This is a genomic window from Spongiibacter thalassae (assembly GCF_012272835.1).
Taxonomy (GTDB): Bacteria; Pseudomonadota; Gammaproteobacteria; order Pseudomonadales; family Spongiibacteraceae; genus Spongiibacter; species Spongiibacter thalassae.
On the sequence record NZ_JAAWWK010000002.1, the window covers coordinates 69,259 to 92,718 of the forward strand.

General features: G+C 57.4%; 24 protein-coding genes. 16 read left to right on the top strand and 8 right to left on the bottom strand.

The window, feature by feature from the left end; genetic code table 11:
* Positions 1-84: 84 nt before the first annotated feature.
* Positions 85-900 carry a mechanosensitive ion channel family protein gene (locus HCU74_RS04455; protein ID WP_168449228.1) on the bottom strand — a complete coding sequence of 272 codons (816 nt, stop codon included), beginning with the start codon at positions 898-900 and terminating at the stop codon, positions 85-87.
* Positions 901-1,037: 137 nt separating this feature from the next.
* Positions 1,038-1,808 (bottom strand): glucose 1-dehydrogenase, encoded by a 771-nt coding sequence (locus HCU74_RS04460; RefSeq protein WP_168449229.1) that lies wholly within the window; start codon positions 1,806-1,808, stop codon positions 1,038-1,040.
* Positions 1,809-2,054: 246 nt separating this feature from the next.
* On the opposite strand from HCU74_RS04460, the gene HCU74_RS04465 reads away from it, so the two are divergent.
* Both HCU74_RS04465 and HCU74_RS04470 read left to right on the top strand, forming a co-directional pair.
* Positions 2,055-2,531 (top strand): hypothetical protein, encoded by a 477-nt coding sequence (locus tag HCU74_RS04465; RefSeq protein ID WP_168449230.1) that lies wholly within the window; start codon positions 2,055-2,057, stop codon positions 2,529-2,531.
* A gap of 81 nt (positions 2,532-2,612) precedes the next feature.
* Positions 2,613-2,879 (top strand): DUF4404 family protein, encoded by a 267-nt coding sequence (locus HCU74_RS04470; protein WP_168449231.1) that lies wholly within the window; start codon positions 2,613-2,615, stop codon positions 2,877-2,879.
* 5 nt (positions 2,880-2,884) lie between these two features.
* Here HCU74_RS04470 and HCU74_RS04475 read toward each other — a convergent pair whose 3' ends face one another.
* Positions 2,885-4,012 (bottom strand): helix-turn-helix domain-containing protein, encoded by a 1,128-nt coding sequence (locus tag HCU74_RS04475; protein WP_168449232.1) that lies wholly within the window; start codon positions 4,010-4,012, stop codon positions 2,885-2,887.
* Between HCU74_RS04475 and HCU74_RS04480 the strand changes: the two genes are divergently transcribed.
* The 3 genes from HCU74_RS04480 to HCU74_RS04490 all read left to right on the top strand — a co-directional run bounded on the left by HCU74_RS04480 (position 4,006) and on the right by HCU74_RS04490 (position 6,623).
* A complete protein-coding gene (locus HCU74_RS04480) occupies positions 4,006-5,013 on the top strand; it encodes an NAD(P)H-dependent flavin oxidoreductase (protein ID WP_168449233.1) in 1,008 nt (335 codons plus the stop codon). The two genes, HCU74_RS04475 and HCU74_RS04480, sit on opposite strands and share 7 nt — an antisense overlap.
* Before the next feature lie 215 nt (positions 5,014-5,228).
* Positions 5,229-5,645, top strand: coding sequence for a DUF1330 domain-containing protein (locus tag HCU74_RS04485; RefSeq protein ID WP_168449234.1), 417 nt, complete (start codon positions 5,229-5,231; stop codon positions 5,643-5,645).
* A 27-nt stretch (positions 5,646-5,672) separates the two neighbouring features.
* Positions 5,673-6,623 (top strand): glutathione S-transferase family protein, encoded by a 951-nt coding sequence (locus HCU74_RS04490; RefSeq protein WP_168449235.1) that lies wholly within the window; start codon positions 5,673-5,675, stop codon positions 6,621-6,623.
* Between the two features lie 29 nt (positions 6,624-6,652).
* Here HCU74_RS04490 and HCU74_RS04495 read toward each other — a convergent pair whose 3' ends face one another.
* Positions 6,653-7,954 (bottom strand): GntP family permease, encoded by a 1,302-nt coding sequence (locus HCU74_RS04495; RefSeq protein WP_168449236.1) that lies wholly within the window; start codon positions 7,952-7,954, stop codon positions 6,653-6,655.
* 122 nt (positions 7,955-8,076) lie between these two features.
* Here HCU74_RS04495 and HCU74_RS04500 point away from each other — a divergent pair, with 122 nt between their 5' ends.
* The 5 genes from HCU74_RS04500 to HCU74_RS04520 all read left to right on the top strand — a co-directional run bounded on the left by HCU74_RS04500 (position 8,077) and on the right by HCU74_RS04520 (position 13,484).
* Positions 8,077-9,093 carry a helix-turn-helix domain-containing protein gene (locus HCU74_RS04500; protein WP_168449237.1) on the top strand — a complete coding sequence of 339 codons (1,017 nt, stop codon included), beginning with the start codon at positions 8,077-8,079 and terminating at the stop codon, positions 9,091-9,093.
* 103 nt (positions 9,094-9,196) lie between these two features.
* Positions 9,197-10,372: an acyl-CoA dehydrogenase family protein gene (locus HCU74_RS04505; RefSeq protein WP_168449238.1), complete on the top strand. Its 1,176-nt coding sequence runs from the start codon at positions 9,197-9,199 to the stop codon at positions 10,370-10,372.
* A gap of 11 nt (positions 10,373-10,383) precedes the next feature.
* The gene (locus HCU74_RS04510; RefSeq protein WP_168449239.1) at positions 10,384-11,076 is read left to right on the top strand and encodes a glutathione S-transferase family protein; all 693 of its coding nucleotides are present in this window, start codon (positions 10,384-10,386) and stop codon (positions 11,074-11,076) included.
* Complete coding sequence (locus tag HCU74_RS04515) at positions 11,073-12,227, top strand: acyl-CoA dehydrogenase family protein (RefSeq protein ID WP_168449240.1); 1,155 nt, start codon at positions 11,073-11,075, stop codon at positions 12,225-12,227. The genes HCU74_RS04510 and HCU74_RS04515 overlap by 4 nt, the downstream gene beginning before the upstream one ends.
* Before the next feature lie 111 nt (positions 12,228-12,338).
* Positions 12,339-13,484: a coiled-coil domain-containing protein gene (locus tag HCU74_RS04520; protein ID WP_168449241.1), complete on the top strand. Its 1,146-nt coding sequence runs from the start codon at positions 12,339-12,341 to the stop codon at positions 13,482-13,484.
* A gap of 135 nt (positions 13,485-13,619) precedes the next feature.
* On the opposite strand, the gene HCU74_RS04525 is transcribed toward HCU74_RS04520, so the two are convergent.
* Together HCU74_RS04525 and HCU74_RS04530 are read right to left on the bottom strand one after the other, a co-directional pair.
* A complete protein-coding gene (locus HCU74_RS04525) occupies positions 13,620-15,608 on the bottom strand; it encodes an SDR family oxidoreductase (protein ID WP_168449242.1) in 1,989 nt (662 codons plus the stop codon).
* Positions 15,609-15,834: 226 nt separating this feature from the next.
* On the bottom strand, positions 15,835-17,235 hold the full coding sequence (locus HCU74_RS04530) for a wax ester/triacylglycerol synthase family O-acyltransferase (RefSeq protein ID WP_168449243.1): 1,401 nt from the start codon (positions 17,233-17,235) through the stop codon (positions 15,835-15,837).
* A gap of 293 nt (positions 17,236-17,528) precedes the next feature.
* Between HCU74_RS04530 and HCU74_RS04535 the strand changes: the two genes are divergently transcribed.
* From HCU74_RS04535 to HCU74_RS04560, 6 genes are all read left to right on the top strand, one after another.
* Entirely contained in the window at positions 17,529-18,380 is an 852-nt protein-coding gene (locus HCU74_RS04535; RefSeq protein WP_168449244.1) for a peroxiredoxin family protein, read from the top strand.
* The gene (locus tag HCU74_RS04540; protein ID WP_168449245.1) at positions 18,377-19,054 is read left to right on the top strand and encodes an NUDIX domain-containing protein; all 678 of its coding nucleotides are present in this window, start codon (positions 18,377-18,379) and stop codon (positions 19,052-19,054) included. The genes HCU74_RS04535 and HCU74_RS04540 overlap by 4 nt, the downstream gene beginning before the upstream one ends.
* Before the next feature lie 111 nt (positions 19,055-19,165).
* Positions 19,166-19,621: an EF-hand domain-containing protein gene (locus HCU74_RS04545; protein WP_168449246.1), complete on the top strand. Its 456-nt coding sequence runs from the start codon at positions 19,166-19,168 to the stop codon at positions 19,619-19,621.
* A gap of 17 nt (positions 19,622-19,638) precedes the next feature.
* Positions 19,639-20,223, top strand: coding sequence for a sigma-70 family RNA polymerase sigma factor (locus tag HCU74_RS04550; protein WP_168449247.1), 585 nt, complete (start codon positions 19,639-19,641; stop codon positions 20,221-20,223).
* A complete protein-coding gene (locus tag HCU74_RS04555) occupies positions 20,204-20,653 on the top strand; it encodes a hypothetical protein (protein ID WP_168449248.1) in 450 nt (149 codons plus the stop codon). Before HCU74_RS04550 ends, HCU74_RS04555 begins: the two co-directional genes overlap by 20 nt.
* Positions 20,650-21,135, top strand: a complete 486-nt coding sequence (locus tag HCU74_RS04560) for a periplasmic heavy metal sensor (protein ID WP_168449249.1) — start codon at positions 20,650-20,652, stop codon at positions 21,133-21,135. Before HCU74_RS04555 ends, HCU74_RS04560 begins: the two co-directional genes overlap by 4 nt.
* Here HCU74_RS04560 and HCU74_RS04565 read toward each other — a convergent pair.
* Positions 21,129-21,755 carry a lytic transglycosylase domain-containing protein gene (locus tag HCU74_RS04565; RefSeq protein ID WP_428480332.1) on the bottom strand — a complete coding sequence of 209 codons (627 nt, stop codon included), beginning with the start codon at positions 21,753-21,755 and terminating at the stop codon, positions 21,129-21,131. The two genes, HCU74_RS04560 and HCU74_RS04565, sit on opposite strands and share 7 nt — an antisense overlap.
* Entirely contained in the window at positions 21,736-23,460 is a 1,725-nt protein-coding gene (locus tag HCU74_RS04570) for a proline--tRNA ligase (protein WP_168449250.1), read from the bottom strand. Before HCU74_RS04570 ends, HCU74_RS04565 begins: the two co-directional genes overlap by 20 nt.

A 23,460-nucleotide genomic window follows, 5' to 3' on the forward strand; every position in this document is an offset into this window, starting at 1 on the left:
CGCGCATCATAACGAAATGATTCTTGATAGCAAGTACGCGGTGGGCTTTGGTGAGCGGGGCAGTACAGCTGCCCCGGTGCGCGTTTAAGCGTCTTTGTGGTAGTGCACATCCATTTGCGGGAAGGGAATGCTGATACCCTCTTCGTCGAAGGCCAGTTTAATGTCTTCGATCAATTTCCAGCGTACCGGCCAAAAGTCGGCGGTGGCGACCCAGGGACGGCAAATCAGATTAACCGAGGAGTCGGCCAGCTCGGATACCGCGATATTGGTGGCGGGGTCCTTCATAATGCGTTCATCCGCGGCGCACAGGCGTTGGAGAATCTCCTTGGCTTTGCGCAAATCGGAGTCGTAGGAAATGCCAACCACAAGATCAATGCGGCGGCGGGGCATAACACTGTAGTTGGTAATGGCACCGGACATGATTTTCGAGTTGGGCACTATTACCCGCTTGTAGTCGCCGGTAAGCAATATGGTGGAAAACAGGCTGATGCTCTCGACGGTGCCCGAGCTGCCACCCGCTTCAATCCAGTCGCCCACTCGGCAAGGACGGAAGGCAATAATCAGCACGCCTGCGGCAAAGTTGGCCAATGAGCCCTGTAATGCCAAACCCACTGCCAGGCCGGCGGCACCCAGAGCGGCAATCACCGACGCCGTTTGAATGCCAGCGTGGGCCAGCGCCGGAATTACGGTAATGGCCAATAGAACAAAGAACACCAGTCGGCTGATAAAGTTGTTGAGTGTGGCGTCGAAGTTGCGTTTTTGCAGGGCGCTTTGGGTGATACCTGAGATAATTTTGGCCAGCCAATATCCGACCAGAATAATTGCAAGGGCGCCCGCCCCGCGAATGGCGATATCGATGGCCTCTGGCCCGTATTCATCTAACAACGCCTGAAAATCCATGTTTAGCCCTCTGAGTGTAAAAAGCCCATTATAAACACGCTCGGGTCTATGCCCGAAAGTCATTGACGGTAACTCTTTCGTGAGTGGGGTCTACGGGATTCGCCCGCGAGCGGATCAGACGAATGTGGGCCAGAGTGTCAGAATGGCCAGGTGGTGGATTCCGCTCCGCCATCGACTTCAATAATTTTGCCGGTGATCCAGGCCGCCGCGGGGCTGGCGAGAAACAGGGCGGCTGCGGCGATGTCGGCGGGCTGGCCCAGTCTTTTCATGGGTGTCAGTTCGGTCATACGCTGGCGGGCGTTGTCGTCCAGAAAGGGCTCCAGCGCGCTGGTCATAATGGTGCCGGGGGATATGCCATTGACCCGAACATTCGGGGCAAAGTCGGCGGCAAGCAAACGGGTGAGCTGGGTGAGTGCCGCTTTGGCCGTGCCGTAGCTACTGAACCCGGCCTGGGCATAGCGCGCCGAGGCCGAGGTGATGTTGATGATGCAGCCCTGTTGCTCGCACAGATGCGGGTGGGCGAGGCGGGACAGGGCGAAGGCGCTGCCGACGTTAAACGCAAAGTCCTTCACCAGGGTGTCGGTACGGGTGGTCAGTGGGTCATTGGGCCACGCGCCCCCCGCATTATTCACGACGATGGCGGGGCTACCGAAGTGTTCAACTGCACCGGCCAGCAGTTTTTCGAGTTGAGCTTCCTCGCTGACATCGCAGGGCAGGGCCAATGCCCGACCACCTGCTTCCCCGCAAAGGTCGACGGTGTGCTCCAGATCAGACTCAGTTCGCGCGGCGCACACCACGTGCGCGCCAGCCTGTGCGAATAGCACGGCAATGGCGCGGCCGATGCCCCGGCCTGCCCCGGTAATAATGGCGGTTTTACCTTCGAGTGAAAAAAGTGTGTCGACTCCCATGGTGTATCCTTTTTATTTTTCCTGGCGGTGAATAGACGGCGGGGGGGAACCCCGGCGGTGCTTTTTGTTCTGATAAGCGATTGCTTGCCGATGCTAGGCAAGGGCCACCCCGGCGGCAATAACAATAGGGGTCGGATCGCTGGAATCTGGTGAGCATAAAGTTGCAAAAAGCCCTTGCATTTCGCAAATGATAATCATTATCATTAATTCGTTATCAATCACCCCCGCCAGTCCTAGGAGTTAATAATGAGTATTCGATTTCTGTGTGACACCCATCGACAACAACTGCTGCGTAGCAAGGTGGTCGCGGAGACCCGCTGGGACGAATGGATGGAGGCGGGTCGCGAGGCCTATGCCGAGCGGAACTGGGTCTCGGCCTTGCGTTATCTGGGGTGCAGCTTTGAACTGAGCGAGTTGATGCTGGGCCTGGAGCGACTGCCAGATGCCCCATCGCTGGATCGCTATATGCTCGCCGGTCATTACCTGGCGGAATGTTTTGCCCGTTGTGGCGACAGCCATCTCCAGCAACACTGCCTGCTGGCCGTGCATTACCGTTTATTGAAAACCCTGCAATCGCCCGAGGGCAGAGGGCTGTCGCTGCAGCGCAATGTCGAAATTTCCCTGCAAATGCTGGAGCGCCACTACCGTGCAGAAAATCGCCTGGACGAATTGAGTCACTGTCGACGGGAAAGTCTGCGCCTGTTGCAGCGTTGCTACCATTAGCCGCGGCTTAAACGCCGATTTTAGAGTGGGCGATAATTCTGTGACTTGCTATGCTGTAGTCAGGCCCTCAGGAGCAAGTTAATGGACCCAAAACATTTGCATGAGCAGCTACAGCGGCTGCAAACAGAAATCGATGGTATGCATCTTGACGCCGAGCACAACGCCAAGTTGCACGCCTTGGTTGATGATATCGACCGCGAGCTGGGCAGTGGCCCGGATATGGTGCTGGAAGACACCGGCATTCAGGACCGGCTGGACGAGATGGTTTCCAGTTTCGAGATCGAACACCCCACCGTGGCGGGTATTCTCAAGGATATTATGGTCAAACTAGCCAGTATCGGCGTGTAAGCCCTTTATGACCGGGCGCGGGCCTGGCGGCGGTAGCTGCTGGGAGTCAGTCCGGTTTCCCGCTGAAACAGCTTGCTGAACGAACTCAGGTCCTGATAGCCGACTTCCTGCATCAGCGACTCAATCGGCATATTGCTGTTTTCCAGCAGCCGCTTGGCGGCATTGATCCGCAGGCGTTGCAGGTAGTGCAGAGGTGTGTCGTTGGTCGCCCGCTTGAAGCGGCGAATCAATGTGCGGTAACTCATGCCCAGGTCGGCGGCCAGGGACTCCAGAGCAATATCGTCGGACAGTCGCCGCTCAAGCATCACCTTGACTTTAACCACCGCCGGATCGTGATGGTTGTCGCCCTTCTCCTCACGCAAATACACCGTCTGATCGAGGGCCTGGTTGTCCAGCAGCAGGGTCGCAGCGCTTAGCTTGGCGATATCCATTCCCATAAACCGCTCGATCAGACGCAGCCCCATATACTTTTCGGCGTTGATGGCCCCCGCGGTGATAATGCCCGGTTCCTCGACCAGCATGGCGTCGGTCAGCACTTCTATTTCAGGGTAGTCCCTGCGCAGTTTGTCGGTCATCCACCAGCTGGTCGTTGCCCGGCGACCGTTCAGTAAACCGGTTTCCGCCAGAATAAAGCTGCTGGTGCAGTGTGCACACAGGGTAGCGCCCTGGGCATGGGCTTCCCGCAACCAGTCCAGCAGCGGCGCGTGGCTGGCGAGAAAGGCCTTGAAGGGACGATCCCCGGGGTAATTCATTGCTGGAATCACCACAATTGCCTGGTCGTGCATGGCTTGCAGGCCGCCGTCCGGGTGAATGTTCAAACCCGAAGCCGAACGTACCGCGCCACCGTCGGTTGAAAGGGTTTGCCAGGCAATGGGCGGCATTTCATTGCCGCGCTGTTGCCGCCAATGGGAGAGGGCAATGGTGAAAAGATCAGGCAAATTACTCAAACTGCTGGCGTAACAGTTGTCGTAGGCAATCAGGAACATCTGGTGCATGGCGGGTATCGCGAAGGCAATTTGGGCAAGTATTGTCGTTTTTGACCATAAAAAAGTCAAAATTCCCTCTGCCTTTCCACCATGGCGCTGGGTAAAGTTTGATGGCTGATTGATCTTACTGAGGGATACCCATGTCACTGCCTGAAATTCTCCGCCAACGCCTTCGTTTGCCTGTTGTCGCTGCGCCGATGTTCCTTGCCTCTGGGCCACAGCTGGTTATCGAAACCTGCAAATCCGGCGCGGTGGGCTCCTTCCCGGCGCTTAACCAGCGAACCAGTGAAGGGTTTGAGGACTGGTTGGTCGAGATCAAGCAGGCACTGGCCGATTACGAGGCCACCAGCGGCGAGTTGGCGGCGCCCTACGCGGTGAACCTTATCGTGCATAAAACCAATCCGCGTCTTGAGGCCGATGTCGAGTTGTGTGTAAAGCACAAGGTGCCAGTGGTCATCACCTCTCTCGGGGCCGCCAAACATGTGATTGACGCCATTCACAGCTACGGTGGCCTGGTTTTTCACGACGTGGTGAATGCCCGTCACGCGCGCAAAGCTGCTGAGGCGGGTGTCGATGGACTGATCGCCGTGGCCGCAGGCGCCGGCGGTCATGCGGGAAATATCAGCCCCTTCGCATTGGTGGCAGAAATCCGTCAGTTCTTCGATAAAACTCTGCTGCTGGCTGGTTGCATGTCCAATGGCAACGAAATTGCCGCGGCGGAACTGATGGGGGCCGACCTCGCCTATATGGGTACCCGGTTTATCAACACCGAAGAATGTCTGGTGGTGGAACCCTACAAGCAAATGATTGCCGAGAGCAGTGCGGCGGATATCATCTATACGCCAAAAATTTCCGGGGTGAACGCCAATTTCCTGCGGCCAAGTATCGTCCAGGCGGGGCTGGATCCCAATAATCTGGAGGCCAAGGAGCACGTGGATTTTGGCGAAGAACTCACTGTAGACAGCGACGCACAACAGGGCGATAAAGCCAGTGGCGCATGGAAAACCATTTGGTCTGCCGGGCAGGGGGTTGGTAGTATCAAGGGAGTGCAGCCTGCGGCAGAATTAATTGCAACGCTGGCAGCCGAATATCACGCCGCCATAGCCGCTCATCAGAAGCGTTATGCCGAACTGTTCGCAAAACCCTGAACCGCTGGATTTTATGTTATAGCAGTGCTATAAATTGACGAATGCGACACGCTTTGCTCGCAGAGCAGTGTGTCAGACTTTGGCTCGACCGCTTAGGCGCTCGGGCCATTTTTTTGCCGTTGAATTGACGATGACTATGTTTTCAATGAGAACTTTTTGAGAACTGGTGGTCGCTAATTTGCGTAAAGAGCCCACACATGGAGCGGGAGAAAAACATGGCGAGTATTGATCCTCGGCCCGAGGAGTTCAGCCAATTGATAGCGCGAATTCCTCCGCGGCAGCCGGTAGTGATGCTGAATATGCTTCGGTTTGCCGAGTATGCCAGTTACCCCGATAGCGACGAGGTGGTCAGCGGGAGAGACGCTTACGCGCGCTACGCGACACTGGCGCGGAAGTTCGTCGAGGAAGTGGGCGGAAAAGTGATATTGAGGGGGGCCGCGCTGTCGCCATTAATCGGCCCACAGGGGGAGGATTGGGACGACATTTTTTTGGTGCGTTATCCCGCAGTGGAAAACTTTATGGAAATGCTGCTGAACCCGGAGTACCAGGAAATCACCCGGCACCGGCGGGCGGCACTGATGGATTCTCGTTTGATAGCCTTGAGTGACAACGATGTGACAGGAGGCGATTGACACAGCTTTTGAGGTACAGAAAATAAAATGGCCGCGACGTTAATTTTGCACCACTACGACTTGTCTCCGTTTTCGCAAAAAATACGCTCGCAGCTTGGTTATTACAGCCTCGACTGGCAGTCGGTGCGTCATGCGCCGATGCCCCCCCGCAGCACGCTCGCCCAACTGGCCAATGGTTATCGGCGGCTGCCAGTTGCCCAGCTGGGGGCAGATATCTTTTGCGATACGCAGCTTATTGCCAACGAAGTGATACGTCTTGCACGGGGGGACGAGGCGGCACGCAACAGCGACGTCAATGAAGACCACACCTTTATTGCCTATCTCGATGGCGAATGTTTTTTCCAGTCGTTGGTGGCTACCGCGCCAATCCCGTTGATAAAAACACTGCTGCACCACTACTCCATGGGCGACGTGCTGCGCTTGCTTGGTGATCGTGCACGACTGCTGCGCCGGGGTGCGGTAATGCCGCCGGTGCCTGGTATTGCTGCTCGGGGCCTGCGCAAGCACCTCTTGGATCTCGACCGTCGCCTGGGCGCTCAGCCCTATCTCGCCGGAGATTCGCCGGGGGTGGCCGATTTTGCGGCTTACCACAGCCTGTGGTTTTACTGCAGGATGTCAGCGCGCACCCTGCCCACGGAGTGCGCGGCAGTGCGCCGTTGGTACGATTCAATCGTTGCCTTTGGCGAGGGGGGGCGCAGTGAAATCAGTGCCAGTGAGGCCCTTGCGGTAGCTCAGACGAGTGAGCCACGGCCCTTGCCCCAGAGCCAGATTTCGGATCATCGCCTTGGGCAGTGGGTCAGTATTACTCCGGAGGACTACGCCCGGGAGCCGGTAACCGGGAAGCTGGTGGCCTGCACCCACAGCCGCTGGATCGTCCGTGTAGATTCCTTCGCCCTGGGGGTGCTGCATGTGCATTTACCCAAACGAGGTTACGCGATAGGCCTCGTTGATCCGGAAGAAATGAGAACAGCTGTATAGCGCGGTACGCCGCACAGGCCTAGACAGTCCTAGAAAAAGTGCATTAAGGCAATGGCGACTATAAGGCCGAGTGTCGGTACTGCCATGGTGACCGCAGCGATGGGCCAGTAGGCGCTTTTGTGGGTTTCCCCGCAGATGGCCCTTACCGTGGTGACGATGTAGCCATTGTGGGGCAGGGAATCCAGCGCCCCCGACGAAATCGAAGAGATCCGGTGCAGTTGCTCAGGGTTGACCCCCAGGTCGGTGTAGTGGGGGCCAAGCACGGGTAGTGCAATGGCAAGCCCCCCCGACGCTGAGCCGGTCAAACCGGCAATCGCCGTGACTGCCACGGCCGCACCAATCAATGCGTTACCCGGAATCCCGGTCATCACCTCGACGGCAACCGCAAAGGCGGGAGACGCCTTGGCAATGGTGCCAAAACCGACCACCGCAGCGGTATTGCCAATCGCGATCAGGGCGCCGGTGGTGGCACTATTGATTGCAGCGGGCAGATTGTGGAAAAAGCGATAATTGCAGACGAACAGCGTGAGGCAACCGCCCAATAGAGCGACAATCAACGCGTATTGCGCCAGGGCATCGTGGCAGAAAAAGGCCAGTGACAGTACCACCAGCAAGGGAATCAATCCGGTGAGTGGATGGGGGAAATCCCGCTCGGGAATGCTTGGGTCACTGTCGCGGTGTTCAAAGTATTCCCCCCGTGCTACCGCCCGGCCAATCATATAGCGCAGCCAGATGAACCCGGTTACCGCCATGACCAGTGCGACGACGGCGCTGACTTCCCACGCGGCGTAGGGCGTGGTGCCGAGAAACTTCACCGGAATCCAGTTTTGAATTTCCGGTGACCCGGCACTGGTCATGGTAAAGGTGATCGAACCGAATGCGAGGGTCGCGGGGATAAAACGACGCGGCAGGTCAGCGTCCTTGAACAGGCTGAGCGCCATCGGGTATACCGAAAAGGCCACCACGAACACGCTCACCCCGCCGTAGGTCAACACGGCGCAGGCCATTACTACCGCCGCGACGGCGTGGCGCATGCCAATGCGGTGCACAATCCAGCGCGCCAGAGCATCGGCCGAGCCGGTGTCTTCCATAAATTTACCGAACAGGCTGCCCAGCAAAAACATTAAAAACCATGCACTGACAAAGCCGGCGAAACCGTCCATATAAGTGGTGACAAAAGCGGGGCCGGTATCGGCGGGAAACAGGGGAATTCCCCCGCAGAGGGCGACGACGATGGCGCAGAGCGGCGCGGCAATAAACAGGTTCCAGCCGCGCAGCGCCAATACCGTAAGCAGTATAAGGCCGCTGATGAGACCAATCATACTCAACATAAACAGTCCTGAAGCAGATTTATTGTTGTGCCAGTGCAACGCAGTATACTGCCCAATGCAGTGGAAAAGTGGGCACTGATAGAATCAGCGCCGATGCTACCAAAATTAAAAGAAAGGCGGCAATGGATTCAATCAATAGTCATTGGACAGTAAACAGCACCAGTATCAATAGCGTGGTGCAGGCCGCGGGCGCACTGGCGGCCCCGGTCGAGGAGCTGATGCGGGCGGCGGGTATCAATGCCGAAGCCTTGATTGACCCCGATGCGCGCCACCGAGTATCCAGTTTGCATCAGCTGTACCTGTCGCTCATCGACTGCTGTGGTGAGGATATTGGTTTGTACGTCGGGCGCGTTGAGTATATCAACCGCCTGAATATGCAGTTGTATACCTGTGGCATTTGCCGAACCTTCCGCGAATATCTGAATGTGATGCCCAGTGTGTTGAGGTTTGCCGGGGATATTGGCGAGGTGCGGGTCAGTCGGGAGGCCGGCCTGATTCGAATGGACTGGCTGCCCCTTTGGTCAGGAGCCTCGGCGTATCGCTATCAGAGCGATGAAGTTCTCAGCACCGCTGTGAGCATCGTTCGATCAATCTGCGTGCCGCCGATCCCGGTGGTAAAGGCCTGCTTTACCTATGCCCGGCCGGCGGATTGTACGATGCTAGGGCAGACCTTCGGCGAGGTGTTGGTTTTCTCGCAACCCCGCAGCTGCCTGTATTTCGATGAGGCCTGCCTCGATTATCCGCTTATCCAATTGCATGGTGATTGGAATGAGGGGGTTTGCCGAGCGACCCGTCACCTGTTTGACGACGAGCCTGACGAGGTGGTGAGGGAGCTGCGGCGCAGTCTGATGCGGCTGTTGCCGACGGGCGAGTTCAGCATCGATACCGTGGCGGGGCAGCAAAATATTTCCCGGCGCACCCTTCAGCGGCGCTTGACCGAGCGGGGAACGCACTTTGCCGAGGTGCTGCAAGCACTGCGCAAGGAGCTGGCGGTGCAATATATTGCCGATAAAAATCTCACCATCACCAATGTTGCCTTATTGCTGGGTTATGCCGACCACAGCTCCTTTTCCAGCGCGTTCAAAAGCTGGCACGGCGTGTCGCCACGGGATTTTCGGCGGGCGCAGGGGGCTCGATAATTTTAGTGGCACCCAATCAATGGCGAACTGGCACCGAAACCGAAGCATGAGCTGGCCTGCTACCTATACTTGAGCAACATGGACTCAGCATAGGTGGCGGTAAATGGCTTTGGATTTCGACAGTGCGCGCTTGCACAACCCCTGTCTCGGTGAACAGCACGAGGCCTGGCGCAGCCAGCTGCGTCGCTTTCTGGACGCCGAGGTTGTTCCCTATATTGATGACTGGGAAGAGGCGGGCAATCTGCCTGATGAACTCTGGGCCAAGGCCGCCGATATGGGGATTTTGCAATTGGGTTATCCCGAGCGTTTCGGCGGTGTAGCGGCGGGAATCGACCAGTGGTTTATCAATATTACCAATGAAGAATTTACCCGTGCCGGGTCGGCGGGTGGGCTCATCAGCAATCTGCTGATTCACGGCATTGCCTTGCCGCCGGTGTTGAGCTTTGGCAGCGAGGCTCTGAAGGAACAGGTGGTGCCGGAGGTGCTCGCGGGTCGTAAACGGATTTCGCTGGGGATTACCGAACCCTCCGGGGGCTCGGATGTCGCCAATATTCAGTGCCGTGCCCAGCGGCAGGGGGAGGGCTTTGTCGTCAACGGCAGCAAGACCTTTATTTCCGGGGTGATGTCCGCCGACTGGGTCTGTACCGCCGTGCGTACTGGCGGCGACGGGGCCAGGGGGCTGTCAATGTTGGTGATTCCCACTGATTTACCCGGTGTATCCCGCACCCCCCTCGATCGTAAGCAAGGCTGGTGGTGTGCGGATACCGGCACGATTTACTTCGATGATGTGGTGGTACCGGAACATTACCTTGTTGGCGAAGCGGGCCAGGGCTTTTTGGCGATTATGAGTAATTTCAACGCGGAGCGTCTGGCGTTGATCGTTACCATGGAAGCCGCCGCCCGGGTGTGTCTTGAGGAGGCTGTTGGCTGGGCTCAGCAGCGACAAACCTTCGGTAAGCGCCTGGCCGACCATCAGGTGATTCGCCATAAAATTGCCGCGATGAAGCAGCGTATTAACGCCTGCCAGTGCTATATGAACTATCTCACTACGGCGTTTATAGAGGGGCGCTGCGACCCCGGCGACCTGGCGCTGGCCAAGGTGCAGGCCAGCGAAACCATGGAATTCTGTGCGCGGGAGGCGAGCCAGATTCTCGGCGGCGCCAGTTATCTACGCGGCAATCGTGTGGAGCGCTTTTACCGCGAGGTGAGGGTAAATGCGATCGGCGGCGGCTCTGAAGAAATCATGCGCGACCTCGCTGCTCGGCAGTACGGCCTATGAAGGGGAATAGCATGACCATCAAACCCAAACTCTGGCACTGCTACTCGTCCAGGTCGCTGCGCCCACTGTGGGCATTGGCGGAAATGAGACTGGACTATGATCTCGAGCTGCTGCCCTTTCCGCCGCGAATGTTTCAACCTGACTATCTCGATATCAACCCATTGGGCACCGTGCCCTTCTTTACTGATGGCCCGGTTGAAATGACTGAGTCCACCGGGATTTGTCTCTACCTGGTGGAAAAATACGGTGGTGACCTCGGAGTGCCATCCTCCCACCCGGACTACCCCGACTACCTCAATTGGTTGTTTCACAGCGATGCCACGTTGACCTTTCCCCAGACTCTGGTGTTGCGTTACTCGCAACTGGAGCCGGAGGAGCGGCGGTCTGTCGCCATTGTTGAGGACTATCGTCGTTGGTTTCTCGCGCGCTTGAAGCGTTTGGATCAACACTTGTTGAGCCGGGAATATCTTTGCGCCCAACGGTTCACCATCGCCGATATCAGCGTTGCCTATGCCCTCTATCTGGCGACGGGCTTGGGGCTTGATCAATTCTTCACACCGCAGACCAAAGCTTACGCCGAACGCATGTGTTCACGGCCGGCATTCTTGCAGGTTGAGCCGCTGGGGGCTGAGCAAAGCCTGTTCACGCCCCAGCCCTATCCCTTTGGCATGGACTTTGACAGCTTACCAGGAGCGAAAAAATGATTTTGACCGAAGAACATCAGGCGCTGCGTAACACCGTTGCACAGTTTATTGACGAGCAGATCAACCCCTATTGTGACGAATGGGAAGACGCCGGTATTTTTCCCGCCGCCACCCTGTTCAAAAAAATGGGAGACCTGGGCTTGTTGGGTATTTGCAAGCCCGAGGAATACGGTGGCCAGGGGCTGGACTACAGTTACCAATTGGTGTTCTCCGAAGAGCTGGGGCGGGTGCGCAGCGGCGGCGTGTCGATGGGCATCGGCGTGCAGACTGATATGGCCACTCCGGCGCTGGCAAAGTTCGGCAGCGACGCCCTGCGGCGGGAGTTTCTGGCCCCGGCGATTTCCGGCGACGCGGTGTTTTCCATCGCTGTGAGTGAACCACACGCCGGTTCGGATGTGGCTGCGATCAAGACCACGGCCCGAAAGGACGGCGCGGATTATGTTATCAATGGCAGCAAAATGTGGATCACCAATTCCACCCAGGCGGATTACTTCTGCTTGCTGGCCAACACCAGCGACGGCAAGGCCCACAGTAACAAGTCGCTGATTATTGTGCCTGCTGATTCACCGGGCGTCAGTTTGTCGGCTCCGCTAAACAAATTGGGTATGCGCTCCTCGGATACCGCCCAGGTGTTTTTCGACAATGTGCGGGTGCCGCAGTCCAATCGTATTGGCGAAGAAGGAATGGGCTTTCAGTATCAGATGCTGCAATTTCAGGAAGAACGGCTCTTCGCCGCTGCGGGAATGCTGAAAACCATGGAGTTCTGTATAGAGCAAACCATCGGCTACACCCGTGAGCGACAGGCCTTTGGTCAGCCCCTGTTGAATAATCAGGTGATCCATTTTCGCTTGGCGGAGCTGCAAACCGAGATCGAAGCCTTGCGCGCGCTGGTCTACACCGCGGTAGAGGAATACATCCACGGTGGCGATGTGACGATGAAGGCCTCTATGGCCAAGCTCAAGGCGGGACGATTGGTGAGGGAAGTCAGCGACGCATGCCTGCAATACTGGGGAGGAATGGGCTTTATGTGGGATAACCCTGTGGCGAGAGCCTATCGCGATACGCGACTGAGTTCGATTGGCGGGGGAGCTGATGAGGTGATGCTGGGAATCATCTGCAAATTGATGGGAGCGTCACCGGGGCGAGGGTAGCTTCAACGCGCATCGCATAAAAACGAGAACTGGTTCACATTATTTTGCTATTTCGATAGAAGAGGGCTATTGTTTCCCCGGTCACATAATAATTTTTTGAGGGGCAGGGAAATGATCAGGACGAATAAGACAATACGTTGTTGTGCGCTGGCACTGGCGGTAGCCGGAGCATCTTATAGTGCATTCGCCGCCGCTAAATCCCAAGGGCAAAATAACGGTCAGCCATTTCAGGCGATACAGAACCGGATCGATGCGAACCTGGCATTAATCCAAGCAAATCAAGGTGATATAACGGCGTTGCAGGCGCAGTCCACCTCTCTGCTGGAGGCTTTTCACAGTCTGGGAACCTCATTGTCAGAGTTAGAGGTTCGCGTATCCAGCAATGAGACAGACATTTCATCGGCTCATGCGCGACTTGACGGGGTGGACGGCTCTCTGGCGTCCTTGTTCTCGGAAGTGTCGGAATTAGCGGCGCGTCACGCGGATGACATACAACTGATTCATCAGCAGATCGATGGCTTGTCAGCATCAATTGCCGATCATTCCGCTGCATTGAGCGACCTCAGTGCGCAACTGGTCGCCAAGGCAGCGGAATTAAGCGCTGCGATCGATGACGGCGCGCTGGCTGTCGATGGTCTCACCGCTGATCTGGCGCTGTTGAATGCACAAACCACAACTCTAAATCTTCAGTTGGCCAATGCGCAGCAGACGATTGCAGCGCTGGAGAGCAGAGCGTCTGCTCAGGAAGCCGAGCTGGATGCACTCTTGCTAAGAGTGATGACCGTGGAAGATCAGGTGGCCAACCACTCTCACGGAGCGGAGGTTGACCTTTCGGGTGTCGAGTTATCGTATGAATCTGAAAATCGTAACGTGCATATATTCAAAACGCCCCAAGCGGCGGTGTTAGCGAATTATGTCGATTTCTGTGAAAGTCGTGGTTTGGTGTGGTGGAGTCCAAAATCTTCCGCGGACGCCCAGTTATTGCTGGATAATGCGCGAGCAATAGATAACTACCATACTTGGGTTCAGGTGTATGGACTGGTGACGACTACAGGTAATCCGGCAACGATGAACGGTTACGCGTTTGCTCCCGATTCGCCGAGTTGTGTGGCGGGGTCCAGTTCCGGTTGGGCAGGGGTTCGTGATTGGGGCTGCTCGCTATGTGATCCGGATGGCGACGGCTATGGCAATACTGGAAAGAGTCATTGCTGGGACACCAGCCACCAATATGACTGGTTTGCCTGCGAAGAAAATTGATAGCTTGAAGACCATGCAAGAGTGGTTAGTCTGAAGAAATCGTCTGTCATTTCTTCAGGGTTGAACCCGGTGTAATACACCAATAAAAAAGCCTCCATTGCGGAGGCTTTTTTATTGCGCGGAGTTTGCGGCGTGTTACACGTGGATACCTTTCAGAACGGCAGCCAGTGCTACCTGTTCCGCTGAGGCTTCGGTGGCGGCCTGGCCATCTTCGCCCTTGGCCGCGGACGAGTCCGGGAAGGTGCGGAACACGGTGTTCATAATGATCTCGGTTGCCTTGGGTACCACGGCGTTGAGCACTTGCATGGTGATTCCCAGCGGCGTCGCGATACGCTTGGGCTTCTTCACGATGGCCTCACAGATCATGTCCGCCGCCTCTTCCGGCGACAGTGTGGGCACCGCGCTATAGATGGAGGTGGGGCCGATCATCGGCGTGCGCACCAGCGGCATGTTGATGGTCGTGAAAGAGATGTTGCGGTCGGAGAATTCCGCAGCCGCGCTCCGCGAGAAGGCATCAAGCGCTGCCTTGGACGCGGCATAGGCCGAGAAGCGCGGCGAGGTGCCGACGATAACCGCGATGGAAGAGATATTGATAATATGGCCTGCCTTGCGCTCCAGCATAGAGGGAGCGAGGCCCATAATCAGCCGGATCGCACCGAAGTAGTTGAGCTGCATGGTGCGCTCAAAATCGTGGAAGCGGTCGAAGGTCAGTTCCAGCGAGCGGCGGATTGAGCGTCCAGCGTTGTTGACCAGCACATCGACATGGCCGTGGTTTTTCAGCAGCGTGGCTACGAGTTCATCACAGGACTCCAGGTTCGACACGTCGCAGGTGTAGGCATAGCTGACACCACCCAATTCGCTGATCTCTTCCTGGGTTTCCACCAGTTTTTCCATGCTGCGGGCGACCAGAACCACCTCGGCGCCGGCCTCGGCGAGCTTCAGTGCGCTGGCTTTACCGATACCGGATGAAGCGCCGGTGATGACAATGACCTTGCCTTCAACGTTGCCACGCAGGCTTCGATCCTTGAACAGATCGGGATCGAGGTTGCGCTCCCAGTAGTCCCAGATACGGTGGGCGTAGTCTTCCAATTGGGGCAATTCGATGCCGCTGCCGCGCAATGCCTTTTCGGTGTCGCGGGCGTCGAAGCGGGTCGGCATATTGATGAACTGTAAACCATCGGGGGGAATCTGGTAGTCCGCCAGCACTGCATTGGTAATGCGTTTTACCGGCGGCAGGTTTTTGACCATGCCCATGATTGACGGTGGAATGAAGGCGAACATGCGGCTGTCGATGCGCATCGCCATGCGCGGGGCATGGGCGGCCTTGGAGAAAATATTCAGCACTTCGCCGACCTTGTGTGAATTGGGGTCAACGAGGTGGAAGCAGCGTCCATCGAGCTTGGGTTTGTGGGACAGGAAGTCCATGGCATCGGCGACGTAGTCCACCGGCACGATGTTCATCTGACCGCCTTCAATGCCGATGAGCGGGCACCATTGGGGAACACTGTAGCGCAGCTTTTGAATCAGCTTGAAGAAGTAGTAGGGGCCGTCGATTTTGTCCATTTCCCCGGTCTTGGAATCGCCGACCACCATCGCCGGGCGGTAAATACGGTAGGGGATTTTGCACTCTTTGCGCACCAGCCCTTCAGAGACGTGTTTGGTGCGGAAGTAAGCGTGATCGAGTCCGGTGGCTTCCTCGAACATGTCTTCGCGGAAAATGCCCTTGTACAGGCCGGCGGCGGCAATCGAGCTGGCCAGGTGGAAGCAACCCGCTTCCATGGCATGGGCGGCGGAGATCGCGTTTTTGGTGCCCTCGATATTGGCGACCTGCTGGCTTTCAGCGTCGGCTTTCAGGTCATAGATCGCAGCAAGGTGATAGAAGTGTTTCACTTCGCCTTTGAGCTTGGCCATTTCCTTGGCGCTGATGCCGAGTTTGGCCTTGGACAAATCACCCCATATCGGCACCAGCCGTTCCTTGCTCAGGCCTGTTTTATCGAGCAAGTCCTGGTATTTGTTCTTTGAACTACGGCGCACCAGAACATAAATGGTTCCCTTGCGCTTCGCCAGGCGGTCGATTAAAAAGCGGCCGATAAAGCCAGTGCCACCGGTGACAAAATAACTCATATACGCTCTCCAGATATCGTCAAAATAGACCCTTCAAAAATGCCGGGCGAAAACGCGCCGGCAAGCGACCTCCGGTGATTCCCGGAAGGGCGCCGATAACGTCGCTGTCAGTGAAGGTGACAACCCAGGTGGTTGTCTTATTTTTAGAGTCCGTTCCTCAACCCGCAGGTCGTTGTGCTGGCTCTTTTAGTTATAGTCGTAATTTCGCGATGTTGCTCGTTTACAATCAGTTGCCAAGCCGCTTGGGTGTTACTGCCTCCTCCAGCTCGGCGAAGGCGTCGTGGATATATTCGCTCAGTACCTCCAGCTTGGGCAGTGCGGAAGAGGCCACCAGCCCGAATTGCAGCCGTCCGTCATAGCTGTAAAGGGTTATATTTAAATGGCAGCCAGGTGTCAGCGCGCTGATCGGGTACATTTCCTCCAGCTTGGCGCCTTTCAGATACAGTGGTTTACGCGGCCCGGGAACGTTCGATACGAGGGTGTTTCCCAGAGGTGGCAATTTGTCGTCTACCCCCAGTAGTTCGGTGAGCTGGGCAAAACTGCCAAGCAGCACGGTGTAGGCCATGACCGAGGCGGGTGGTACGCCGTCTACCTGATAGCGCACATTGCGCAGGGTGAAGCCGATTTCCCGCAGGCGTTCGTAGGGGTCGGTGGTTTTTCTGGCCAGCTCCACCAGTACAATCCCGATTTTATTGCCCATGCTGTCATCGCCCTCGCGGCGAAGATTGACTGGCATTTGAATGGTGATTGGCTCGTCGATGTCGGCGTCGCAGTCTTCCAGATAGCGGTGCAGCGCGCCGTCGATACAGGTCAGGGCAATGTGGTTAAGGGTCGAGCGGGTGAGGGCGCGCAGGTGGTTGACCTTTTCCATGGGAACCGCTGCGGTGGCGACCTGGCGCCCGGCGACAACATGGCCGTTCAGTGGTGTGCCGGGGTTGGCCTTGAAGGGCACCGCGACCGCATTCTTGGTCAGCTTCATGGCCTCCAGTGCCAACTGGGTGGTGAGTTTGGCCAGGCCCAGCGTCGAACGCATATAACTGCCGGACTGCCCGCTGAGTTTGGTCAGGGCCTTCATTATCGACACACCATCGGCGGCGTTTTCTACTCGCCGGTTGGGCAATACTGACCACATCGGCGCCACTTTCTTTGATCGGGCCGAGGTGCTGAGGCTCTTGGCCAGTATTGACGACATGGTGACGCCGTCGGCGTAGGCGTGGTGCAGCTTGGTGTAAATGGCGAAGCGGTTATCGTCGATGCCCTGGATAACGTGAATTTCCCACATCGGCTTTTCGCGATCCATCATCGGGGTGTGCAGCTCGCCGATGAGTGGGTAGAGGCTATCGCGGAAATCATCGCCTTCAAGAGTGTGGAAGAATACATGGTCATCGACGTTAAACTGGCTGGCTTGCTGCCACTGCGGCGCGGAAAAACGGCTGAACTTGATGACCTGGTCGAAGGGCGCGCGTATATCATCGTTGCCCCCGACGTACTCGCGCACTGCCGTCTCCACAAAATCCGCCGCAGCCTTGGCGGGTTTGCGGAACATCATCATGCCGCCGACATGTTTGGGACTGGACTCCGTTTCGGTGATAAAAAACGCCAGATCCATCAGGGATAGTTTCGCCATAGTTGCCCGTATATCCTTATTGTGCTGTCGGTCCCGGATGGTGCCGAGATTGAATACCTAAATAGTCTATGTCCTAATGGGCACGCTCGCTATTGCCGACGTTACCCCTTTGCTGGTCGGCAGAGTCAATTGCACGTCTGCGCGGCACTTGCGACGTAAGTGCTGTAGCGTGCCCAGCGCCCGAAATCAGGGCCATCGGCCAATTTGCCATTATGGCTTCTACGCTAACCCAGATTACGGTGGTGGAACAATATGTTTTCGGTAAAAACATTCAGTGTCCGTGTACAAGTACAATGATAGAAGCGATACAAGCACTGGCAAAACGCTTTTTTGTAATTCCCTATCTCATCCTCTGCGGGATGGCGTCGATACATGCCGCGTGGCAGCTGTGGACAGCAGATACCTTCAGTGTGCCCTGGCTGGGGGCTTATATCGCGGTGACGCCGGTATTGGTATTCGTGCCACTGCTCTACTTACTGCCCCTCGTCTACGCAACGCCTTATATCTTTGTACAGCTCGGGGCGGCGATGCTGGGTGCGTTGCTGGTGGTGATTGAGCTGGAGCCGTTGCCAACACTTTATGGCTTGGTACTGGGGCTCGGCGGGGTATTTACCTACGTCTTCTGGTATTCCTTTTTGGATCGAGGAGACAATCCTCTGTTGCGAATCGGCCGGCCACTGCCCGGCTTTACCCTCAGCGATGCTGAGGGGCGTGACGTCCACTCAACGGCTTTTCTCGGCAAGAAAACGGTGTTTGTGTTTTATCGCGGTAGTTGGTGTCCGCTGTGCCGCACCCAGTTGCGGGACTTTCTGCACAGCTCTGCCGAATTTGCCGAGAAAGGGGTGCAGCTGGTTCTGGTAGGGCCTCAGCCTTCAGCTATGGGGACGCGGCTGTTGTCGGAGCACGGAGTGCAGGCGCAGATATTATTCGATCGTGACCTCAGTGCTGCGCGAACACTGGGTATCGAGCATCGCAATGGCGTGCCCTTTGGCGTGTGGTGGAGCGAGAGCCCCAATACGGTGTTGCCCAGCCTGCTTTACGTTGATGAAAGCGGCGTCATTCGCTATACCGATTTACCGGAAAATTTTCGCGCAGGCCCCCGTCCGGGGCCTTTTCTCAAAGCGTTAGAAGGATGTTGTCAGTGAGCCAGGATGTTGAAATTCGCCCCTCCGCCACAGCGGTGGTGGTGCGTGACGGCGACGCCGGACTGGAGGTGCTTCTCCTGCGTCGTCACGAGCAATTGAAAGTGGGTGGCGGTCACTGGGTCTTTCCCGGTGGCACGGTTGACCCGGAGGACTGGCACGATGCCGACAACAACGAAGCTGAGGCGCTGCGGCTGGCCGCTGTGCGTGAAACCAAAGAGGAATGCGGTCTGCATCTGTCGGTAGGTGAGCTGCAGTTTATTTCCCATTGGACGACACCGGGAAACTTCGGGCGACGTTATGCCACGGCCTTTTACCTGTGCAAGGGGGGCTGGGAGCCCGTCCAGGTGGATGGCGAAGAAATGGATGCCTATCGCTGGGGCGCGCCCGCTGACTTGATCGTTGAGCACCGAACTGGACAACTCAAAATGATGCCTCCGACTGTGGTGACACTTTCGGAGCTGGCGCGCTGCACCACAGTGGATGAGGCCAGACATCTCTATGCCTCGCGGGATGTCCCTTTTATTAAACCCCTGGTAACCGAGTACCTGGGGACGCTGTGCATGTTATATGGGGGCGACGCAGGATACGAGGAGAGCAATCCGGCACTGCCCGGTCCGCGCAATCGTTGTTTTCTTGAAGAGGGCGTTTGGCGCTACGAATTTCTGGCCCCCTGATACCGTTCTCCCGGTAGGGCAATATCGAAAAAGCCGCGAGGGGTTTTGTGCTGTAAAGGGTTTAACTCATAACGGCCGTTGACCCCTTTACTACTTTTTTGGAGAACACCCATGAAAACCTCCTTCCTGTTACTTGCTTCAGGTCTATTGTGCGTGGCACTGCCGCTGCACGCGGGCGAAGCTGGCCGTAAAGCTCCCTTTGACGCTAATCAAGATGGCATCGTCAGCACCGCCGAGGTGGCCCAACACAAGGCAAATCGCTTTATGAAAATGGATGTCGACGGCGACGGTGCGGTTAGTCGCGACGACATCGCCGAGTTCAAGGCCCGCCTGCGGGAGCAGCGCACCGGCTCGCGCGCCGATCGATTTGAGCTGGCCGACAGCAATGGCGATGGCTTGGTCGGTCAGGACGAGGCCCGCGCTTTTGCCCAGACTCGGGTGCAGAAGCTTGATGCCGACGGCGACGGCGCCATCAGCCGCGGCGAAATGCACCGGGCTTTCCGTCACAGCGATCGTGGCCACCACAGCGACCGCGGCCGTCACGGCGACATGACGATGGCCGATTGATGCGGAGTTACTGACTCGTGCGGCTTGGCATTAGTGATGCTGAGTTACTCGAGCGGGTGGCGAGCGGCGATGGCCGCGCCTTTGGCCAGTTGGCTGAGCGTCATTCTGCTCGAGTACTCAGCACGGCATACAGCGTGGTGCAGTCCCGCGCTGATGCTGAAGACATCTGTCAGGAAGTCTTTGTGCGCCTGTGGAAGCAGGCGCCAAACTGGCAGGATGAGGCGCAGTTGAGCACCTGGTTGTATCGAGTAGCGATGAACCTGGCGCTGAACCATCGCCAGCGTGTGCAGCAACGCATGGTGACGGGCAGTGATGAGGTGATGCGCCGAATTGGCGATGCACCTGCCGCACCGCCCCCCATTGAGAGTGACCCGCAGCTGCTCCAGGCACTGGGGAAACTGCCGGAAAACCAGCGTGTCGCGATGAGCTTTCGCTATTTTCAAGACCTTTCGATCAAGCAGATTGCCCAGATTATGGATTCGACCCCCAAGGCGGTGGAGTCCGCGCTGGGGCGTGCCAAACTCGCCATGAAGAAAATGCTGGGCGAGCAATACGCAGCGGACAATGATGTGGAGAGAGAAAATGATCTCAGCCCTTTTTAATCATGTGCTGGCCCGCTATGGGCCGCTGCGCCACGAATGGCCAGTGCGCTACTGGCCGCTGACCCTGTTAACCCTGTGCGTGCCCGGCTGTCGCCGCCGCTGGCGCAGAGCCCTGGATGAGCATCGCGGTTGGCAACAGCTGGCCGAGCGTTCGGGCGTGGGCGATTTCGAAGTAAGCGAGGCGCTGATGGCCAGGCTGAAGCGTATCCCCGACAGTGAAGTACAAGTGCCGGCGACCGCGCCTGTGCGCACCGTTGTTCAGTGGTGGCCCCAGGCCGGAGCGGTGGTGGCGGCTATTGTCTGTGGCCTGCTGCTGGGAATGAATGCGGAGTTGAGCTTGTACAGCGAATACTCGGAAAATAGCCTGGCCTACCTCGATGTGGCCGGTACAGCCGAGTTCAGCAATTGGATTTCTGGAGAAGAGCAATGACACGGCGTCGTTGGTTGTACGTTGCGCTGGTGGTGTCGATCATCATCAATGGCCTGTTGATAGGCGGCTGGCTGGGACACCGTTGGCGGGGCGAGGAACGTATGGCAGTACACGGTTTAAGTCGCCACATCCTGCGTCATGAGCCGGAGGAGTTGAGTGCGCCAGTGCAGAACCTGATGGCCACCAAGCGCGGTGAGATACGAGCGGCCTTCCACGAGTTAAAGCGGGCGCGGCGTTCTCTGGCCGGCGTTATCAAGCGCGAGCCACCGGAGCCGCAAGAGCTGGAAGAGGCGTTCGCCCGCCTGCGTCTTGCCGACGCGACATTGAAGACTCTCAGTCACGAGATTCTGATCGCGGTGTTGCCGGAAATGTCGCCGGCCCAACGCACGGCGCTGTTGAGTGGTAGCCGCAAAGGGCATCATCACGGTGATAAGCATCATGGTGGTAAGGGAAAATGTGCTGGCGAACCGCCTGTTCAGTGAATGCCGTGGTAGGGCAGGGGGCCGTCGTACCAGCGTCCGCGCCAGGCGCGAAAGACCAGATCGGGATACCAGGTTTTCCCGAGACTGCCGTTATAGCGTGCCAGCGCGCGACTGAGGTGACCTTTTTCCCGTTGCAGGTAGTACTGCAAAATCTGGCAGCCGTAGCGCAGGTTGGTATCCATGTTGGTCAGGTTGTCGTCGGGCCGGCCTATTTCATTTTTCCAGAACGGCATCACCTGCATCAAGCCCTGGGCGCCGACCCGGGAAATCGCGTATTGGTCAAACCGGCTTTCAATCTGGATCAATGCCAGTACCAGCTCCGGAGGCAGGTCGGCGGCGGCAGCTTCGCGGTGAACTCCTCGCAGAAAGGTCAGTCGCGCGGCGGGGTCCTTGATGAAAGGTTTTAGCCGCCCGGACATATCCAGCAGCCACACCTCAGCGTCAAAGCGGTCCTGAAAATTGTCCGCGCGCGGCACGGCGTCCTTTAGATAAGCTGCCAGGGCAGCGCGCTCGCTCGCCGCTTTGTCGCCGGAGGTGAGGGCCAGGCCCGGAGCGGCAAGGATCAGCGCGCCGAGCAGCAGAGCGACACAGCGCCTGCGTTTAGCGCGGCAGACGTTCACTGATAAAGGCCAGCACATTTTCCGCAGGCAGGTCTTCATTGTCCTCTGCACGGCGGTGTTTATATTCCAGCATACCCTTGTCCAGACCGCGATCGCCGATCACGATCCGGTGGGGAATACCGATCAGCTCGATGTCGGCGAACTTCACCCCGGGGCGCTCGTTGCGGTCATCCAGCAGCACATCGTAACCCTGCAGCTTCAGCTCTTCGTACAGGGTTTCTGCAGCCTCGCGTACCCGCTCGGATTTTTGCATGTTCAGCGGCACGATAGCGATCTGGAAGGGGGCAATGCTGTCTGGCCAGAGAATGCCCTTGTCATCGTTATTTTGCTCGATGGCGGAGGCGACCACGCGGCTGACGCCGATGCCGTAGCAACCCATAATCATGGTTTGCTCTTTGCCCTGCTCGTTCAGTACTGTGGCCTTCATGGCTTCAGAGTACTTGGTGCCGAGCTGGAAAATATGACCGACTTCAATGCCGCGTTTAATCAGTAGCGTGCCCTTGCCGTCGGGACTGGGGTCACCGCTGACCACGTCGCGGATATCTGCGATTTCTACCAGCGGTACATCTCTTTCCCAGTTGACGCCGGTGAGGTGGTAGCCCTCGTCATTGGCGCCACAGATAAAGTCGGCGCAGTGGGCTGCGCTGCGGTCTACAACAGTGCGCAGGTTCAGGCCAACCGGGCCAATCGAGCCGGGACCACAGCCCAGGGCTGCCTTGATATCCTTTTCCTCGGCCAGGGTCAGCGGTGCAGCGATGCCCGGAAGTTTTTCCGCTTTAATGTCGTTGAGCTGGTGATCGCCGCGCAACACCAGTGCGATCAGTGCTTGCTTGCCGTTTTCGTCGGCTTCGCCATACACCAGCAAGGTTTTCACGGTCTGAGCTGCCGGGCAATCAAAGAATGCGCACACCTGCTCGATACTGCCGACCTCGGGTGTGGCGACCTTGTCGAGGGTGGCCGTGGCGGCGGGGCGCTCTCCGGCGGGGGGCAGGGCCTCGGCCATTTCTACGTTGGCGGCATAATCAGAGCTGTCAGAGAAGGCGATGTCGTCTTCACCGGACTCGGCGAGCACGTGGAATTCGTGGGAGCCACTGCCGCCAATGGAACCGGTATCGGCGATAACCGGGCGGAAGTCCAGCCCGAGGCGAGTAAATATACGGGTATAGGCCTCGTGCATGGTGTCGTAGGTCGCCTGCAGTGAGGCCTGATCCTGATGGAAGGAATAGGCGTCCTTCATCACAAACTCCCGCGCGCGCATCACCCCGAAGCGCGGGCGAATTTCGTCGCGAAACTTGGTTTGAATCTGGTAAAAGTTAGCGGGCAATTGCTTGTAGCTGCGCAGCTCGTTGCGAATCAGGTCGGTAATAACCTCTTCGTGGGTCGGCCCCAGACAGAAATCCCGCTGGTGGCGGTCACCGATGCGCAGCAGCTCGGCCCCGTATTGCTCCCAACGGCCGGATTCCTGCCACAGCTCGGCGGGCTGCACCACGGGCATCAATACCTCCTGGGCGCCGGCGCGGTCCATTTCCTCGCGGACGATGCGTTCAACCTTGCGCAGCACTCGCAGGCCCAGTGGCAGCCAGCTATAGAGGCCGGTCGCCAGCTTGCGTATCATGCCCGCACGCAGCATCAATTGATGACTGATGACCTCGGCATCGGCGGGGGTTTCTTTGACGGTGGCAATAAGAATCTGGCTGGCGCGCAT